Below are 17,375 nucleotides of genomic sequence, written 5' to 3'. Positions count from 1 at the left end.
GGATCCGCGCAATCGTCATCCTGGCACGGGGCCTGGATGAGCGGTGCGCCCCTGTTTTGAGGGGATCACCTCCCTGTCCACCGAAGCGGGCAGGGAGGTGTCTGGGAGGGTCCGTGTGTTAGCGGATGGGACCAGCGCCACCGGGTTTGCCCGGAAGCGTGTCCTTGAAGATCTGATAACCACCCTGCTTGTCGGCCGGCACATACATGCGTTCGCGCATGATGGCGCCTTCCGCCCAGTTGAACATGAAGATCGGCGTGCCCTTCGGTACGTTGGCGAAACGCTTGTTGATAATCAGCGCCCCCGGATATTCGACCAGCCCCACCGTGTTGATGTTGGTGGTGTAGATCTTCTGATATTGCTTCATCAGATCAGTGCGCACTTCCGGATCATTTTCCGCAATAAACTTCTGCACGATGTCGACGAGCTTCGTCTCAAACGGCATCAGATCCATTTCGCCCTTGCTGTTGGCCCGGTGAAAAACGCTGGTGCGCGGCCCGGTCGGCGCAAGCTGCGTGGTGTTTTGCACCACAGACGCCAATTCCGGCGTGGCCCGCACAATCATCCAGTCAAAGCGGCCTGCATAATTCGCCGCATCCCGACTCTTGCCATCCTGCGAGTTCAAAACAACACGCAAACCGATCTTGGCCATCTGTGCGATAACGCCCTCAGCCAGGTTCTTGTCCGTGCTGTAGGTATTGTTGACGAGCAACGAGATTTCGAGATCCTGACCGCCAAGCGTGTCTTTCGGGAAATTGACGATGCCGTCGCCGTCCGTATCTTTCAGACCCGCTTTCGCCAACTCCGCCTTGGCTCCTTCAACATCGAAGGGATAATACATCGTCGATTGGCGATCATAGAAATTGGAACCTGACAGGATGCCGCCCGGATAAGTCGCCATGAAAGGCCCTTTGACCAGGGCTTCGCCCAGCTTCTTGCGGTTCAACCCCATTGTCACCGCCTTGCGAAAGTGCAAGTCGCGGTTCAGGTTCCGGATAGCTTCCTCACGCGGATCGGGATCGCCCCAGCCGTTAGCGGAGAAATTCAGATCCAGATTATAGCCCGTCAACCGAGGGCCGAAGACCAGACGGGCCGGGGCATCCGGCTGTGCCGCGCGCCGTAGCGACTGGACAAAATTTTCCGGCTGTTCAAGGTTCGACAGATCGCCCGACCCGGCGACGGCCTGAATATCGCGATCCAGCCAGGTCGACAGCTTATAATGAACCTCGTCGATATAGGGCAGTTGATCGCCCTTCTCATCGACCTTCCAGTAATATGGATTGCGCCGCAGAACGACAATGTCATCCGAGCGGTATTCAACCGGCACCCATGCCCCCATGACCGGGAAATTCATGTAGCTCGGCGGAAAAGCGTTTTTGTATTGCTCGTAGGTGTTCTTGGAAAATTTCGGATGCTGAGGTTTCAGCATATGGGCAGGACCGGGGCAGAAGGTGCCATAGGCCATCGAATAGAGAAACTGTTTCGGAAAAGCGGCCTTGAACGTCCACTGAATGGTGTATTTATCGATCGCCTTCAGCGTTGTTCCTTCACCAAAGGTTCCTCGCGTGGCTCCGTTGAGGGGCGTGACATTCGGATCAAGAACGTTGTTGGTCCAATAGAACATCACGTCATCCGACGTGAAGGGCACGCCATCCGACCACTTGGCCCCCTCGATCAGATGCATCGTCAGCGTGTGACCATCCTTCGACCATTCCCAGCTTTTGGCAAGGTTGGGAAGAGGTTTCAGATCGTCCGCCTTGATCTGAAACAATGGGCCCGTGCGGGTCAGGCATTCATACATGGCAATATCAATGCCGCCCCAGCTCTGGTTCTGTCCGGCGCTGTAGTTCCAGCCTTCCGGACGTCCACCAATCACATGACGCAAAGTACCGCCGTAAACCCCCACGCCATCTGGCATGTTACCGGTCTTATAGACCATCGGCTCCTTAGGCAGGCGATCCTTCAAAGGGGGCAATTTGCCCGTATCGACGAAGTCTTTCGTCACCCAGGCCGGCTCATGATACTTCGGCAAAGCCTTGTACGTGAGAATGTCTGTGCCATCGACATACTCCGCCTTTGTCTGCGCCGGAAAATTCGGCGGCGCAGGCACGACCGTCAGCTCCGAGGCCTGCGCCTGCCAACTTGCCGCAGCAGTGCCCAGCAGCAACGCTGCGGTCACCAGACCGTATCGCTTATTCATCAGATTTCCTCCCATGTTGACGGCATCCAACCCACCGTCAGTCCTTCACATGCCTGCCTCCAACAGACACGGTCTGACGGCCACCCTCCCGGCAGCCGTCAGCCTCACTTTCATTTAGCTTGCCTTGCGTTCGTTACGCTCAAGGCGCAGTTCCTCGATTGAACGGACCTCGCGACGCGATGATCCGGTCCAGTCGCGGGTTTTCACTGTCGCGTGTTTCATGCGCTCTTGAGCAGCGGGAATGGCATGCGCAAACTGCGGCAACCACTCAGCCTGAGCCACCAGCATTTCATCGACCATCTGCCAGACCTCCTCCGGCGAACAGATGGCCCCGACAAGCGGATCATGCAGAACGGCCTGCTTGAGTAGATCCACGTCACCGCTGACGGCTGCGTGTACCGACATGCGCTGTACGTTAATCGACGCCATGCATGTTGCCGCTGCCGCTTCCGGCAATGTCACTCCTGCCACCATGTTGATGCCGAAGCGATCAACAAACCCTGGTGACTCGATGATCGCATCCTCGGGCAGATTGGTGATCACGCCAGTGTTCTTCTGGTTGAAATGGCCGCGGTAGACCCGGCCCGTTTCCAGCGCTTCCAGAATGTAGCTGGCATGCTCATTCGAGCGTTGCCGATTGCCGAACGGCCGCTTGGCCTTTTCCAGAACGCTTGGAAATTCAGTCTCGAACCAGTTGCGGTTCTCTGCCGTAAAGCGCAGATAGCCACCAGTCTCACCATGAATCCAGTCGGACATGTCGATCCAGCGATTGATCTCTTCCGGGCGCTTCCTGTACCAGGGCAGATATTCCGAAAGATGGCCATTGCTCTCGGTCGAATAGACACCGAAACGCTTGAGCACATCGATGCGGACCTTTTCCTGCTGACTGAAAACCGGATGCCGTTCAAACGCCGCAATCAGTTCCTCCTTGCCGATCTTGCGTCCCTTTACGCGCACATCGACAAACCACGTCTGGTGATTGATGCCCGAGCAGATGAAATCCAGATCCTCATGGGCCACGCCCAGCACTTCGGCGATCTGCTCACCACCATGCTGCACCCCGTGACACAGGCCGATGGTCTCCACCTTGCCGTATTCAATCGCGGCCCATGTGTTCATTGCCATCGGATTGGCGTAGTTGAGGAACCGCGCCCCAGGCTCGGCCACCTCGCGAATGTCTTTGCAGAAATCCAGAATGACCGGAATATTGCGCTGACCATACATGATCCCGCCCGCGCAAATTGTGTCGCCGACGCATTGATCAATCCCGTATTTCAACGGGATACGAATATCATCGGCATAGGCCTCCAGGCCTCCGACACGCACACAAGACACAATGTAGCGCGCATCTTTCAGAGCCTCGCGCCGGTCCGTTGTGGCTGAAATTTTCACCTTGAGGCCATTCGCCTCCTTGATCGTGGTCAAAACACGTTCAATCAGGGAAAGATTATGCGCTGAAATATCCGTCAACGCGAATTCCACCTCCTGGAATTCGGCCACAGACAGAATATCTGAAAACAGTTTCCGCGTGAATTCGACACTGCCGGCACCGATGATCGCAATTTTGAAGCTCATTGCGCTTCTCCTCCTCTAATTAGCGGGGCAGTTACATCTTTTCGATCTCAACCGACACTTACGGCAGATTGAGTCAAACAACGCTACTGGCCCGAAAAACCTCTCCCTGAGGCTTGACTATGCCAAGTTTCGAGAAGAAGAAAAGAGCAGCATTATGCTTTTGAGGGTAATTTTGTGCTGTCTGACCTGATTGACTACGGCCCTGGTATGAAGTCGCTTTCCGTTCTGCGGTCGCGGGTGCGCCTGCACACAATGCCGACAAGCGCCGGGTATGAAATCCGCGAAGACACCGAGTACTCGTGGGATGGGCGTTTGCGGGGCAACACGCCTTTCACTGTTCTGCAACACACAATCAGCGGACGCGGAACGCTACGCTACGAAAACCGACATACGAAACTTCACGCAGGCGAGACCCTTCTCGTGATCATGCCGCACAACCACCGCTATTGGCTGGAGAAGGGCGATCGCTGGGAGTATTTCTGGATCTCGATGAACGGCATCGAAGCCCTGCGCATCCACGAGCTTGTCCTCAATGCGCATGGACCGGTGATGAAGCTCAAGTCCAAGACGATTGACGCTCTGGCCGACTGTACCTTGCGACTGATGCAGGGCAAAGCCCAAACCCCTGGCACCGCATCAGCGATTGCCTATGAGGCCGCCATGCATTTGCATGATGATGTTTTCGGGCCGTCGGATCGGGTGCTGAAGGAGCAGAATTCGATCACCCGCACCCTGCAATACATCTCGGCCAATCTGGCAGCCGATCTGTATGTGGAAACGCTGGCAGCGGTCGCCGGGCTGAGCCGGGCGCATTTTTCCCGCAGCTTTGCCTCGATGACGGGCATGCCACCGGCAGAATATGTCCAACAACAGCGCATGCGCCGTGCTGCTCGTCTGTTGATCGCCAACCGGGATCTGACCGTGAAGGAAATCGCGACGCATTGCGGCATGCAGGAGAACAACTATTTCTCCAAGGTCTTCCGCAAAACCTACGGCGTCAGCCCGACAGAGTTCAGAACCAACGGCATGTATGCTCCGGGACCGACGTAACGTCATTGGGTAAACACCAAGCAATCGCAGCGCACCTCCAGACCTGTGCCCGATCCCGGCGCGGCACAGGTGGAATACTGTGTCATCTCAACGCCAGATCACACTGATGCGGCCAGAGTGTCTGACCGACTGCGTGGCTTGTCAGGATCCGGAACAGAGGCGAGAAGACGCTGGGTGTATGCATGTTGCGGGTTGGTGATTACATCGCGGGCAAGCCCGCGTTCGACAATCTCGCCGCTCTGCATGACGCAAATATCGTCAGCAATCGCATGAGCGGTCGCCAGATCATGCGTGATGTACAAAAGCGCCACACCGTGATCCTTCTTCATGCGCTGGAAGATACCCAGAACCTCCAACCGCAGGGACACATCAAGCATCGAAGTCGGTTCATCGGCAATCAGCACTTCGGGTTGCGCGGTCAGGGCGCGGGCAATATTCACACGCTGGCGCTGACCGCCGGATAACTGATGCGGGTGACGGCCAAGATACTCCGGCCCGAGGCCCACCTCTGCCAGCACCTCAATCAGCCGGTCCTCAAGCGCCGCACGAGACTGGCGTCCGTGATAACGCAGGATAGGGCGGGCGATATGATGACGAATGGTGTGCGCCGGATTGAGAACGGCAAAAGGATCTTGAAAGACGATTTGCACAGTGCGGGCAAAACCGCGCCTTTCGGCAGGTGTCGGACGCGCCGGACGTGGAGTTCCCTTGAATGTGACTGCGCCGGAATCCGGGGCTTCCAGCCCCGTCAGCATGCGGGCACAAGTGGTCTTGCCACTGCCAGATGCTCCGACAAGCGCCAGAGCACGCCCGGGCACCAATTGCAATGAGACACTCGACAAGGCCGTGACCATACCAGCACCATGACCATAGGTCTTACTGACATTGGTCAGCGACAAGAGAGCTTCGGAAGTCATGCAGGAAGGCTCCTTGGAAGACGAGGAAAGGCGGACCAGAGCAGTTTGGTGTAGTCGTGCTGCGGTGTGCGATAGAGTTGCTGTGCAGGCCCTTCTTCCACGAGTTGGCCTTTCAGCATGACAGCCATTCGATCACTGTATTCAGCCATCAAGCCAAGATCATGCGTAATGAAGAGGATCGAGAATCCGAAACGCCGTTGCAGCTCGGAGATTTTTTCCATGATTTCATGCTGCACGATCACATCAAGAGCCGTTGTCGGCTCATCCATGATGACAAGTCGCGGGTTCAACGCGAGAGCGATGGCGATGACGATGCGCTGGCGCATACCGCCGGAAAACTGGTGCGGGTAATCTGACAGGCGTGCTGCCGGAATGTCCACCAGTTCCATCAACTCCTCGGCCCGCGCCCGCGCCGCGGCCTTCGACAAGCCTGAGCGTTTCAGCACATCCTGAAATTGCGCTTCGATGGTGATGACCGGGTTTAGCGCATTCATGGCGCTTTGAAACACCATGGAAATCTGTTGCCAGCGCGTCTCCGTGATATCCGTCGGGGTAGCCCGCAACAAATCGCGCCCCTGAAACAGGATGGCTGTCCCCGTGGCAATCGCAGGCGGCTTGAGCAATTGGCAGATGGCATAAGCAATCGTGCTTTTGCCACACCCGGATTCACCGGCGAGACCAAAGATCTCTCCCTCCGCAATATCAAAGCTCACGCCATCCACGGCACGCGTATCATGGGTCGCACCGACATAATCTATCGTCAGGTCCTTGATGGACAGAAGCGGGCTCATCGCGAGGCCCCCATGGCTTTGACCCGGGCAAGCCAGCGGCGATGCACCAGACCGGCCCGCAAACGCGGGTTTGAGACTTCATCAATGGCGAAATTGATCAGTGACAAGCCTGCCCCAAGCAGAACAAGGGCGGCAGAAGGGGCAGCAACTTCCCACCATGCACCAACCTGCAAGGCAGCCGTGCTCTGCGCATTGTGCAACATCACACCCTAGGAAATGGTCTGCGGATCTCCCAGACCGAGGAATTCCAGCGTTGCCTCCGTCATGACGGCGAAGGTGATCGACCCGATCAGATTGACGCTGACGATCGAAACGAGGTTCGGAAGGATCTCTGCCAGCAGAATGCGCCAGGTCGGCTCTGCACCAATCTCGGCAATCCGGATGAAATCTTTTTCGCGGATCGTCAACGTTTGCGCCCGCGTCACCCGTGCGCCCCACCCCCAGGCCGTTGCGGCAATGATGACAATGATGATTGCCGGGCCGACCTGCCCCAGAAAGGCCGACAGAACCAGCAGCAGCGGCAGATTGGGTATGACCAGAACAACATTGGTCAGCGTGTTGATGACGGTATCCACCCACCCGCGAAAATATCCCGCGATCAATCCCAAAGTGGTGCCGATAAAGGTGATCAGCAACCCGGCGGAAAAGCCGACGATCAAAGAGGTTCGGCTGCCCCACAGGAGTTGGCTCAAAATATCCTGCCCCATGCGGGTGGTGCCAATGAGATGATCAAGACTTGGCACCTGATGCGGTCGGGCCAGACGGCGCACAGGATCATATGGTGCAATCCAGGGGGCCAGAATGGCAAGCACACCCATCGCCACCACGATCACCAGACCGACAACGGCCTTGCGGTTGCCCAGGAGGATGGTGAGAAAATTCTTCATCAGCGTCTCCGAAGCCTTGGATCAATCAGAAGGTAGCTTACATCGGCCAGAAAGTTGGCTGCGAGCATGGCGAAAGTCATGACCAGCAGTTGCCCCTGAATAAGCGGATAATCCCGCGCGAGAATGGCGACATACAACGTGTTGCCAACGCCCGGGTAGTTGAAGATCACCTCCGTTACCAACGATCCTGCGAACACCTGTGCAATGGTGATGGCGAGGTTTGTCACGGTGGGCAACAAGGCATTGCGCAATCCGTATCGCAGCATGACCTGACGATCCGGCAGGCCCTTGGCAGTCGCCATGACCAGATAGTCCTCACCGATCAGATTGATCATATTGTTGCGCATATTCATCAGAAAAGCGCCGGTCAGAACAATCGACAATGACATGACGGGCATGGCCGCATGCGAAATCACGGACCCGGTGAAGCGCCAGGTAAACCCCGGGTCCAATGCCGGATCATAGGCATAGCCGGTCGGAAACCAGCCAAGCGTAATACCGAAAACAAACAGGATGACCAGTGCCAGCACGACAGCGGGAAAGGCATTGGCGATCACGCCGGTGGTGGTGACAATGCCATCATAGGTGCCGTTGCGACGCCATGCAGCACGCGCGCCCAAAAAGGATCCCAGGCAAAACGAAATAAGAGTGGAGCTGCCGACCAGAACAAGTGTCCAGACGAGAGCACGACCTAGAACATCACTGACCGGTGTTGGATAGAACTTGATCGAAAGCCCGAGATTACCCGTGGCAATACTTTTCAGATAAGCAAGATATTGCAGCCACAAAGGCCCATCAACATAGCCGAAGGTGTGACGCAGCGCGGCAACGGCATTTGGCGACAGGCGGTCGGCATTCTGTGCGAACATGACCGACACCGGATCACCCGGCATCATCCGCGGGATCAGGAAGTTGATCGTGGCCGCGACAAGAAAGGCAAGGAAGTAATAGCCGAGCCGGCGAAGAACGAAGATCATGGATCACTCCAGGTGGGAACCGCCGATGACAAGGCACCGGCGGCCGCTCGATCACTGCGCGACAGGACGAAGCGCAAGAAGTTGCAGGATGCGATAGTGTGTCGAGTAGGACGACGGATCGATCCACGCATGATCCTTCGAAGCCCAGCCGGTGTAATGGCGGGTCGAATAGTTATACCAGATCGGGTTGTTGAACACCGGAATGATCGGCAAGGCGTCCGCAATGCGGGCCTGCAACGTCTTGATGATCTCGTGCTGCTCTGGCACTGTCTGCGGTTTCAACATATGCCGCGAGCAACTTGGTCACTTCCGGGTCCCGGTAGCGCGCCCCGTTGAAGCGGGTCTTGCCAATCGAGTCCTGACTGAAGGCTTCGGCATAGGTATAGTAGGGCGTTGCCCGGCTGTGCCAGGAGTTGATCGCCAGGTCGAAATTGCCATCGGTGATCTGCTTCTGCCAAACTGTGCTTTCCGGCGTCGACATCTTGGCATCCACACCGGCCGCACGCATGCCTTCAACAGCAATCTGCACGGTGCCGTCCCAATCGGTCCAGCCGTTGGGAACAATCACGTCAACATGGATCTTCTTGCCGGACGGCGTTTCCACGAACCCGTCGCCATTGGTATCCTTGTAGCCTGCCGCTGCCAGCGCGGCTTTGGCAGCCTTCAGATCATAGGTCATTTCCGGCTTGTGCTTGGCAACAACAGCCTTGTCGGTCCACGACGGGAACGACGCGCCAATGCCGCTGGCATCATTGTTGGGGGTCGGATAACCGTAGGCCGCAACATTGATCATCGCCTGACGATCAAATGTCATTGACACAGCGCGACGGAATTTCACGTCGTCAAAGGCCTCCCGGTTGCCCGGATCCTTATCTTCCAGATTGAAGGTGAAGCCGACGAGCGTTCCGGCCGGGAACCAATAATGAAAATGCTCAGGGTCCTTGGCAACAAAAGTCTTGTCGATGTCAGGAATGAAGGCCGCCCCCCAATCCAGATTACCGGAAGCAAGAGCCGTCAGCATTGCATCATTGCTGGCAAGCTGCGGAAACCGCATGCAATCGACCTTCAGACTGGATGCATCCCAATAATGCGGATTGCGGCACTGGTCATAGGTTTGTGCCGTGAAGCGGGTGATCTCCGTCATGGGTCCCGAGCCGACAGGCTTGGGGTTGGCGAAGGTGACCGGATCCTTCACATCCTTCCAGATATGCTCGGGAACAATCGGCACGTCGTTCAACTCGGCCAAGGCCAGTGAACTCGGCTTCTTCATCGTGAAGACAACCTTGTGCGCGCCATCGGCTGTCACACTGGCCAGTTTCGTCCAGATGCCGGTGGAATCCAGCGCCGGGTTTTTCTTCAAAAGATTGTAGGTATAAACGACATCAGCCGACGTCAAAGGCTTGCCATCGGACCAGTCCGCGTCGGGACGCAGGTCAAAGGTCACTGTCTTCAAATCGTCAGAGCGTTTGAAGCTCGTCGCCAGACGATAATAGACCTTGTCAGCTTCATACTTGTTGATGATCACCAACGGCTCATAAATGAAGTCCAGCGTGCTTTCACGCGCCGACCCCACCATGAAGGGGTTGAAGTTTTTCACCCATGCAGTGGAGTCTTCAATGTTGACTGTCAGCACATTCTCCGCCGCCGCAGACGTCGCGAGCGGACCCGCGAGGGCGAGGAGCGAGACGGCAAGAGGCAGGATCGTTTTTCCCAACATAACGTCACTTCTCCAGTTTGCGCCGACCCTACGTCGACGTCATATCGTCTTGACCCGCGTCATTCGACGGGGCCTGTCCTAGCACGATCAGAGACCGGCCACGCGAAACATGGCCTCAACCTCGCGGTGAAGACCTGAAACATCGGCCGTTGCGGTGCCGCGCAGAGCATCTGCCGCAGCACACCGTGCCAAAGCCGCCTCACTGAGAGGGCGGGCGGCAGCAGCAGCGCGCTCCATTTCAGCCAGTTCCCCATGGCAATGCAGGGCAATGTCACAACCGCCATCCAGAACCTGCGTCACCCGCTCATGGACGGGCCCTTCCAGCGAGATCCATGAACACGCAATCCGAGACGAGCACACCGGTCACACCGAGTTGCCGACGGATGACATCTTCAATGATCGTCGGGGAGACGGAAGCCGGACGCTCCGCGTCATAGGCTGCATAAACAACATGCGAGACCATGGCCCAAGGCGCATTCTTCAGCGCTGCAAACGGCAAGAAATCCGTCGCAATGAGTTCGTCGGCCGACGTTTCGACCACCGGGCGGGTCTTGTGACTGTCCGCCGCCGCCCGACCATGACCGGGGATATGTTTGACCACGGGCAGAATACCAACTTCCAGAAAGGCGTCGCAGACCACGCGCCCAAATTCGGCAACCAGTTTGGGATCGCTGGAAAAAGCGCGACTGCCGATCACCGGATCTGCCCCCGCCATGGCCAGATCCAACACGGGTGAACACCCGCTGTCGATGCCCAGATCACGCATCATGTAGCCCATGGCCAACGTCGAAAACTGCATCGCCTGCAACGCCACATCGTCGCCTGCTTTCGCGGCCAGCGCACCAAAATCAGCAAAAGAGCGAAAGATTGGCCAGGCTCCAGAATCCAGATGCGAAATTCGGCCACCTTCCTGATCAGTGAAGACAGGAGCATCAGGACGCCCAACGGCCTCTCGAAAGCCCGCGATCAACGTTCGGGTCTGGTCTGGCGTATGCATGTTGCGCCGACCAAGAAACAGGCCATACGGATTGGCCTCACGGAAGAAGGCGAGTTCCGTCTCGGATAGAACCGGGCGCTGAACACCAAGCATCAGCGCAAGAGGGGCGGACGCGGAAGGATCGGATTGCATCAAGATCAATTTCCTTTGCAAAATTACATTTTCACCAGACCCAGTGATTTGCTGGCAAACACCATGTCAACAGCCTGTCACATCGGTGGTTTAGGCCATCGACATTGGCAATTTCATGTAGGTTAGTTACATTTTTTTCCAATCGTCAAGCAGATTGACATATATTTTATGTAACTTACCTACATTTGTGCAACTGCCTAGATTTTTCACAACCTGACGTCTATCTGAAGCTCGCAGGTCTTTTTGGGACCGATCCAGGAGAATGAACATGAGCGTCATCGTCGACATCATTGCCCGCATTCGGGAGCATGCCGAGACGGGCAGTCGCTCTGACAGACGGATCGCGGCGCTGGTGCTTGCCGACCCGGAAGCGGCCACGCATATGCCCATTGCCGAGTTGGCTGAACGCGCAAGTGTCAGCGAGCCGACGGTTACCCGCTTCTGCCGCACACTCGGCTGCGACGGTGTGCGCGCATTCAAATTGCTGCTTGCACAAGCTGTTGTTGTTGGCGGCGCCTATCTGGCGCCTTCGGATTCCAGTGGGGAAGACAGCGGCGTCTGGTTGATTGACAATGTCTGCGACGGTGCCGTGGAAACCTTGCGCCGCCTCAAGACGATGGTCGATCCGGACATCCTGAAGCAGGCAGGGGCTTTGCTTGCCGGAGCCGACTCCGTGCTGGCCTTCGGATCAGGGGGCACATCCTCAATGGCTGCGGTGGAACTGCAAAACCGACTGTTTCGCTCTGGGCCTCAAGAGCAGCGCTCAGGTGGACGGTGAACTGCAACGTATGATGGCGGCAGCGGCCACACCAAAAACCGTTATGATCGTCTTCTCCATCTCCGGAGCGGTGGCAAGCCAGAAAGATGCGGCCTGGATCATTCAGCAATACGGCGGGCGGGTGATTTCTGTCACCGCAGCCGGATCGGACCTCGCCCACGGCTCGGATCTCACGATCCCGTTTTCCGTGCAGGAAGATGGTGGCCTGTATCGCCCCTCTTCATCGCGGTTTGCAATGTTGGCGCTTGTCGATATGCTATCCATGGCCACCGCAGAAGCCATTGGACCGGGAAGCCTTGAAACGCTCCGTCGGATCAAGCAAAATCTTAATGTTCTCAAGATCAACGACCCGAAACTTCCCATCGGGGATTGAGGCCCGACGAAGCACCTTATAAGCTTCATGAGAAGAAGGGCCAGTGAGATGCCCGAGACGGCGGAAAATCGATACGACCTCACGTCTGCGTTCTGGCAAGGCAAGGGCCATTATATCTTTTCCCGCTCGCAAACATTTCCGCAATCTTACGAATATGTAAAGTTGCCGGAAGATTGCGGCAATGATTGTCACATAGGGTGTGACCTTTGAGGGCGGCAGTGGATTTGGGCGCCCTGTCGCATCTGGGGAAAGAGACGCATTCATGCGAATACTCGTCATTGAAGACGATGAAAGAACGGCTGATTTCATCGCCAAGGCTTGAGCGAGGTTGGTCACGTCTGCGATGTGGTGCGCGACGGACGCAGTGGTCTGGTGCAGGCGACCGGGTCATCGGACACCTACGATCTTCTGATCGTTGACCGCATGTTGCCGGAATTGGATGGACTGTCGCTGGTACGCGCGGCGCGCGGTGCAAAAGTGCGCACGCCGATGCTGTTTCTCACTGCCATTGGCGGCGTCGATGACCGAGTCGAGGGATTGGAGGCCGGAGCCGATGATTATCTCGTCAAACCCTTCGCCTTCTCAGAACTGGTCGCGCGGATCAACGCGCTTGCCCGCCGCCCACCAGTCCAGGACCAGCGAACCATTTTGCGCGCTGCCGATCTGGAAATGGACATCGTCAAACGCATCGTGAAGCGCGCGGGCTAAGGTGATCGAATTACAACCCCGCGAATTCACCTTGCTGGAAGTCCTGATGCGCGGTGAAGGCCGGGTCCTGACTCGCACAATGTTGCTGGAAAAGGTCTGGGACTTCCACTTCGACCCGCAGACAAGCGTCGTCGAGACCCATATCAGCCGCCTGCGAACCAAGATCGACAAGCCCTTCGACACACCGCTGCTGCACACCATCCGTAACACCGGATACAGTCTCCATGCGCCGCGCTAGGATTTTGCGCAGCACGCCGGTGCGGCTTGCGGTGACCTATGGCATCTGTTTCGTGCTGTCCTCGCTCATCGTCTCGGTCGCGACGTTCATGGCTTTGCGCTCCGAGCTTTATTCCTCGCTCGACCAGTCGGTGCAGGAGACCTATTCGATTGTTGCTGCCAGCTACTCGGACGGGGAGTTTGACGACCTGCGAGAGACAGTCGACAATTTCTCACGCCTTCGACGAAAGAAAGAATGGGTGTTCTATCTAGGCACCGAAAACGGCAAGCAACTCGCCGGGAACATCGCCAAAGTCCCTCAAAAGGCAGGGATCTTCAGCACCGCGGCCGGAACGCTTGGTCTTTCTGGCGACGATCAGTTCCGCATCGTCTCCGGCACCGTGGCCGGTCGCCGGCTTCTGGTGGGGCAGAACTATTCCGAGACTGAAGAGCTGGCCCAAATTCTGCTGATCAACTTCGGCTGGGCAACCGCGCTCGCTGTGCTGGCAGCCTTGGCCACCGGCGTTTTTCTATCACGCCGCGCCCAGGCCCGCCTTGATCTCATTGCCTTCACCATGGCCGAAGTCTCCAACGGTCGGCTCGACAAACGTATCAAGCTGGTTGGCACCGGCGATGACATTGATGTCGTCTCCAGTCAGATCAACGCGGCGCTGGATCGCCTGTCGGCCCTGGTCGAAAACATGCATCAGGTGAGCACAGACATCGCCCACGACCTGAAGACGCCCTTGAACCGGCTGCGGCTTGTGCTGGAAGAAGTCTACGCCCGGGCAGACGACGGGCGCGGGCTGATGGAGCGACTGGAAGAAGCCCTGCATGAGAGCGACAAGATCAATGCAACATTTGAAGCCCTGCTGCGGATTGCCCAGATCGAAAGCGGCGCCCGCCGCACGCGCTTTCGCACGCTGGACCTCAACGACTTGATGCGCAATGTGGCGGAGATCTATCTGGGGGTTGCCGAAGACAACGCACAAACGCTGACCTTCGCACCCGATCCGGATGGCCCCGTGCCAGTGTCCGGAGATCGAGAATTGCTGACGCAGCTCTTTGTAAATCTTGTCGAGAACGCCATCAACCATTGCCCGAAAGGTGCCGAAATCACCATGTCCCTTGATCTCACGAACGATGGCGCGGTGGCGACTGTCAGTGACACTGGACGCGGCATCCCCGAACTGGAGCGCGAAAAGGTTTTCCGTCGTCTTTACCGTCTCGACCGAAGCCGCACCACAGCCTGGCAATGGTCTGGGCCTCGAGCCTGGTTCGCGCCGTGGCCGACCTGCACGGCTTTTCTGTACATCTTGAAGATAACCATCCTGGAACGCGAGTGGTTTTGAGCGTGCCGATGCGGCACCCTCGATTGGACGACCTGTGAAAAGAAAGCCAGACGCAACCGTCTGAGAGTTCAGATGTCCTCGCTGCGAATGTCCGTTTTTGACCGCAGGGCAGGGGCTTGAAGAAAACGCATGACCTTGCTCCAGCTTTCCACCGAAGCACTAGATGAAGCGCGTGCCTCCATAAACCGCGAGAACGGACGCTCCAGCGCAAGCATTACCACCAGCACCAGGGCCAGGACAGCAATGTGTCGCTGAGGAAATGCCCGCCGAACAGAACGCGATCAAGCGACACCAGCAGCACAACCACAAACATCGGCAGACCAAGTGCCAAGCGGAAACGCTGCGGCACGACGAAAAGCACAGCCAGCAAGGCAAAGGCCGCCCCGGCCTCGCCGGACACGAAGGAACAGTTCGACTTGCAATAAGGAACGATATCCCAGACCTTCGAAAATGGCAGATCACCACCAAACTCAAGCAGGTTGCGCGGTCGCGCACGCCCCCAATTGTTTTTGAGCACCAGATTGATCAGCAGCCCTGGTCCCAGCGCCATGACGCCCAGAAGAAACAAACCACGTGGTAGCAAAACAGGGCGCAGGGCGCGCCAGACCAGCCCACCCACAACAAGCCCGATAGCCACAAGTCCATAGGCCCACGTCAGCACAATACCGAGTTGACGCAAAGCCTGAAGCGCAGTGTTATGACGGAGATAGAACCCCACCGCCGGGCGGTAGAACAACCGGCTGGTCGTAAGATCAAGGTCAGGAAACACCCAGAAAACCACAGTCAGACCCGCAACTCCCAGCACTGCATAGGCAAGGCCGTTTCGCGCGAGGTTCGCTCGAACCCTGGGCCATGCACGAGAGGAAAAGGAACGGTCTGAACCAACGGGCCGATGCATCAAGTCTATCTCCGGAAACGAACCTCGGCCTGTTGCCGACAAATTGCGTTTCAGGGTTGTGCACCTCCATTCTTGGCCTCACCTTGCCGTAATCTTACCGTTTCGTAAGACCGGGCGTTTTGCCCGCTATTCAGCGTCTGACGTTACGATCTGCGCCATTTTTCGCGGATCTTATCAAAGCCGATCTCCTTGCGTTTCCAAGGCAGTCCGCGCAATCGCGCGGCGCGGCATCGATTTTCTGTGCTGCGTGCGTCCGGCTTACCGAATTGTATGATAAGAAATCTTGCTGAAACCCGCAGCCATATGTGATTTTGCGGCTCAAAGGCCGGGGCTCCCATCGCGATTCCCAACAAGACACCAATCTCACTGTTGGGAGCACACCGCCATGTCGGTTGCCGCAGAATTTTCCTCGATCATCATGACCACCATCGACCACGCGGGCTATTGGGCCATCGGGCTGTTGATGGCACTTGAATCGGCCTGCCTGCCGGTGCCGTCTGAAATCGTTATGCCGTTTGGTGGCTATCTCGCCTCACAAGGCGATCTCGGCTTGCTCGCGGTTTCCACGGTTGGCGCGATCGGCTGCAACGTCGGCTCAACGGCAGCCTATGCGGTTGGCGCTTATGGAGGACGCGGCTTCGTTCAAAAGTGGGGACGATATATCCTGCTGTCGCAAAGCGATCTCGACAGGGTTGATCGTTTCTTTGCAAGATACGGCAATTCAGCAGTCTTCATCGCCAGACTTCTGCCCATCGTCAGGAGCTTCATATCGCTGCCAGCGGGTCTGTCCAAGATGCCGTTCTGGAAATTTCAGCTCTATTCCTTCATCGGCTCGTGGCCCTGGTGCTTCGCGCTGGCCTACGCCGGTTTCAAACTCGGCAAGGCCTGGCAGAAAACGCCTTGGTTGCACAGTCTGATGCACTCTCTCCATCTTGTGGTCGCCGCAGCGCTTGTTCTGGCGATCCTCTATTATGTGATCCGCCACCTTCGAAACTCTCGAAAAGATCATTAGGAAACTGAAATGGACTATCTGAATGCCGCCATTCTGGGCGTTATCGAAGGTGTAACCGAGTTCTTGCCGGTCTCAAGCACGGGCCATCTGATCATTGCAGAGCAATGGCTCGGGCAACGTTCTGACACCTTCAACATCGTCATTCAGGCCGGGGCGATTCTGGCCGTGACGATTATCTACTGGAACCGGATCATGTCGCTGTTGCTTGGCTGGCGTGACCCCGAAAACCGCGACTACATTGCCAAGCTGTTCGTGGCCTTCTGCATCACCGCGGTTCTCGGGCTGGTGGCCAAGAAGCTTGGCTTCAAATTACCGGAAACCATCACTCCCATCGCCTGGGCGCTCATCATCGGCGGTTTCTGGATGATTGGGGCCGAGCGACTGGCGGAAGAGGGGTCCGAACGCACGAAGATTACCTGGACGGTCGCCATCGTCGTTGGCCTGGCGCAGATTGTTGCGGGGATTTTTCCGGGAACCTCCCGCTCGGCGGCCACCATTTTCGCCGCCATGCTGGCAGGCACCGGCAACCGCGCTGCGGCGACCGAGTTTTCATTCCTCGTCGGTATTCCAACGATGTATGCCGCCAGCGCCTATGAGCTGTATGACACGATGAAATCCGGTGCTGTGCATGAGAACTGGAGCGCACTGGGCATTGCTTTAATCATCTCCACCATCACAGCCTTCATTGCTGTAAAATGGCTGCTTGGCTATATCCGCACGCACCGTTTTACAGTCTTTGCAATCTACCGGATCATCTTCGGCGTGGCGCTGCTCACCCTGCTTTGAACCGTGCAT

At 57.0% G+C, this 17,375-nt stretch carries 10 protein-coding genes and 5 pseudogenes; 6 read left to right on the top strand and 9 right to left on the bottom strand.

All coding sequences use genetic code 11. The annotated features are described in order from the left end of the window. Positions 1-118: 118 nt before the first annotated feature. Both AC0L7U_RS20020 and melA read right to left on the bottom strand, forming a co-directional pair. Positions 119-2,203 carry an ABC transporter substrate-binding protein gene (locus AC0L7U_RS20020; RefSeq protein WP_473696525.1) on the bottom strand — a complete coding sequence of 695 codons (2,085 nt, stop codon included), beginning with the start codon at positions 2,201-2,203 and terminating at the stop codon, positions 119-121. A gap of 111 nt (positions 2,204-2,314) precedes the next feature. Continuing rightward, the gene (gene melA, locus AC0L7U_RS20015) at positions 2,315-3,775 is read right to left on the bottom strand and encodes an alpha-galactosidase (protein ID WP_473696289.1); all 1,461 of its coding nucleotides are present in this window, start codon (positions 3,773-3,775) and stop codon (positions 2,315-2,317) included. 207 nt (positions 3,776-3,982) lie between these two features. Here melA and AC0L7U_RS20010 point away from each other — a divergent pair, with 207 nt between their 5' ends. Next, positions 3,983-4,825, top strand: a complete 843-nt coding sequence (locus tag AC0L7U_RS20010; RefSeq protein WP_473696523.1) for an AraC family ligand binding domain-containing protein — start codon at positions 3,983-3,985, stop codon at positions 4,823-4,825. A 98-nt stretch (positions 4,826-4,923) separates the two neighbouring features. Here AC0L7U_RS20010 and AC0L7U_RS20005 read toward each other — a convergent pair whose 3' ends face one another. From AC0L7U_RS20005 to AC0L7U_RS19980, 6 genes and pseudogenes are all read right to left on the bottom strand, one after another. Further along, positions 4,924-5,742 carry an ABC transporter ATP-binding protein gene (locus AC0L7U_RS20005; RefSeq protein ID WP_473696287.1) on the bottom strand — a complete coding sequence of 273 codons (819 nt, stop codon included), beginning with the start codon at positions 5,740-5,742 and terminating at the stop codon, positions 4,924-4,926. Then, the gene (locus AC0L7U_RS20000) at positions 5,739-6,533 is read right to left on the bottom strand and encodes an ABC transporter ATP-binding protein (protein WP_473696285.1); all 795 of its coding nucleotides are present in this window, start codon (positions 6,531-6,533) and stop codon (positions 5,739-5,741) included. Before AC0L7U_RS20000 ends, AC0L7U_RS20005 begins: the two co-directional genes overlap by 4 nt. Further along, positions 6,530-7,420 (bottom strand): annotated as a pseudogene (locus tag AC0L7U_RS19995) (ABC transporter permease). Before AC0L7U_RS19995 ends, AC0L7U_RS20000 begins: the two are co-directional and overlap by 4 nt. After that, on the bottom strand, positions 7,420-8,397 hold the full coding sequence (locus AC0L7U_RS19990; protein WP_473696283.1) for an ABC transporter permease: 978 nt from the start codon (positions 8,395-8,397) through the stop codon (positions 7,420-7,422). The pseudogene AC0L7U_RS19995 and the gene AC0L7U_RS19990 overlap by 1 nt, the downstream one beginning before the upstream one ends. Positions 8,398-8,448: 51 nt before the next feature. Continuing rightward, positions 8,449-10,114, bottom strand: a pseudogene (locus AC0L7U_RS19985) (ABC transporter substrate-binding protein). An 87-nt stretch (positions 10,115-10,201) separates the two neighbouring features. Next, a pseudogene (locus AC0L7U_RS19980) lies at positions 10,202-11,243 on the bottom strand (glycoside hydrolase family 3 N-terminal domain-containing protein). A gap of 268 nt (positions 11,244-11,511) precedes the next feature. Here AC0L7U_RS19980 and AC0L7U_RS19975 point away from each other — a divergent pair. The 3 genes and pseudogenes from AC0L7U_RS19975 to AC0L7U_RS19965 all read left to right on the top strand — a co-directional run bounded on the left by AC0L7U_RS19975 (position 11,512) and on the right by AC0L7U_RS19965 (position 14,670). Continuing rightward, positions 11,512-12,394: pseudogene (locus AC0L7U_RS19975) on the top strand (MurR/RpiR family transcriptional regulator). A 262-nt stretch (positions 12,395-12,656) separates the two neighbouring features. Continuing rightward, positions 12,657-13,340 (top strand): annotated as a pseudogene (locus AC0L7U_RS19970) (winged helix-turn-helix domain-containing protein). After that, entirely contained in the window at positions 13,327-14,670 is a 1,344-nt protein-coding gene (locus AC0L7U_RS19965; protein WP_473696281.1) for a sensor histidine kinase, read from the top strand. The pseudogene AC0L7U_RS19970 and the gene AC0L7U_RS19965 overlap by 14 nt, the downstream one beginning before the upstream one ends. Positions 14,671-14,884: 214 nt before the next feature. On the opposite strand, the gene AC0L7U_RS19960 is transcribed toward AC0L7U_RS19965, so the two are convergent. Further along, positions 14,885-15,568 carry a phosphatase PAP2 family protein gene (locus AC0L7U_RS19960; RefSeq protein ID WP_473696521.1) on the bottom strand — a complete coding sequence of 228 codons (684 nt, stop codon included), beginning with the start codon at positions 15,566-15,568 and terminating at the stop codon, positions 14,885-14,887. A gap of 385 nt (positions 15,569-15,953) precedes the next feature. Here AC0L7U_RS19960 and AC0L7U_RS19955 point away from each other — a divergent pair, with 385 nt between their 5' ends. Then, positions 15,954-16,580, top strand: coding sequence for a DedA family protein (locus tag AC0L7U_RS19955; RefSeq protein ID WP_473696279.1), 627 nt, complete (start codon positions 15,954-15,956; stop codon positions 16,578-16,580). Between the two features lie 9 nt (positions 16,581-16,589). Continuing rightward, positions 16,590-17,366, top strand: coding sequence for an undecaprenyl-diphosphate phosphatase (locus AC0L7U_RS19950; RefSeq protein WP_473696277.1), 777 nt, complete (start codon positions 16,590-16,592; stop codon positions 17,364-17,366). Positions 17,367-17,375: the final 9 nt, after the last annotated feature.

The organism is Roseibium sp. 10G30-5, assembly GCF_055809635.1.
The sequence above is the reverse complement of the archived record's forward strand: the minus strand, read 5'-3'. Positions and strand labels throughout refer to the sequence as shown.

Coding starts and splice junctions, on each gene's coding strand:
- AC0L7U_RS19955 (WP_473696279.1), top strand. CDS start 15,954: ATGTCGGTTGCCGCAGAATTTTCCTCGATCATCATGACCACCATCGAC.
- AC0L7U_RS20005 (WP_473696287.1), bottom strand. CDS start 5,742: ATGACTTCCGAAGCTCTCTTGTCGCTGACCAATGTCAGTAAGACCTAT.
- AC0L7U_RS19950 (WP_473696277.1), top strand. CDS start 16,590: ATGGACTATCTGAATGCCGCCATTCTGGGCGTTATCGAAGGTGTAACC.
- melA (WP_473696289.1), bottom strand. CDS start 3,775: ATGAGCTTCAAAATTGCGATCATCGGTGCCGGCAGTGTCGAATTCACG.
- AC0L7U_RS19990 (WP_473696283.1), bottom strand. CDS start 8,397: ATGATCTTCGTTCTTCGCCGGCTCGGCTATTACTTCCTTGCCTTTCTT.
- AC0L7U_RS20010 (WP_473696523.1), top strand. CDS start 3,983: ATGAAGTCGCTTTCCGTTCTGCGGTCGCGGGTGCGCCTGCACACAATG.
- AC0L7U_RS19960 (WP_473696521.1), bottom strand. CDS start 15,568: ATGCATCGGCCCGTTGGTTCAGACCGTTCCTTTTCCTCTCGTGCATGG.
- AC0L7U_RS20000 (WP_473696285.1), bottom strand. CDS start 6,533: ATGAGCCCGCTTCTGTCCATCAAGGACCTGACGATAGATTATGTCGGT.
- AC0L7U_RS19965 (WP_473696281.1), top strand. CDS start 13,327: ATGCGCCGCGCTAGGATTTTGCGCAGCACGCCGGTGCGGCTTGCGGTG.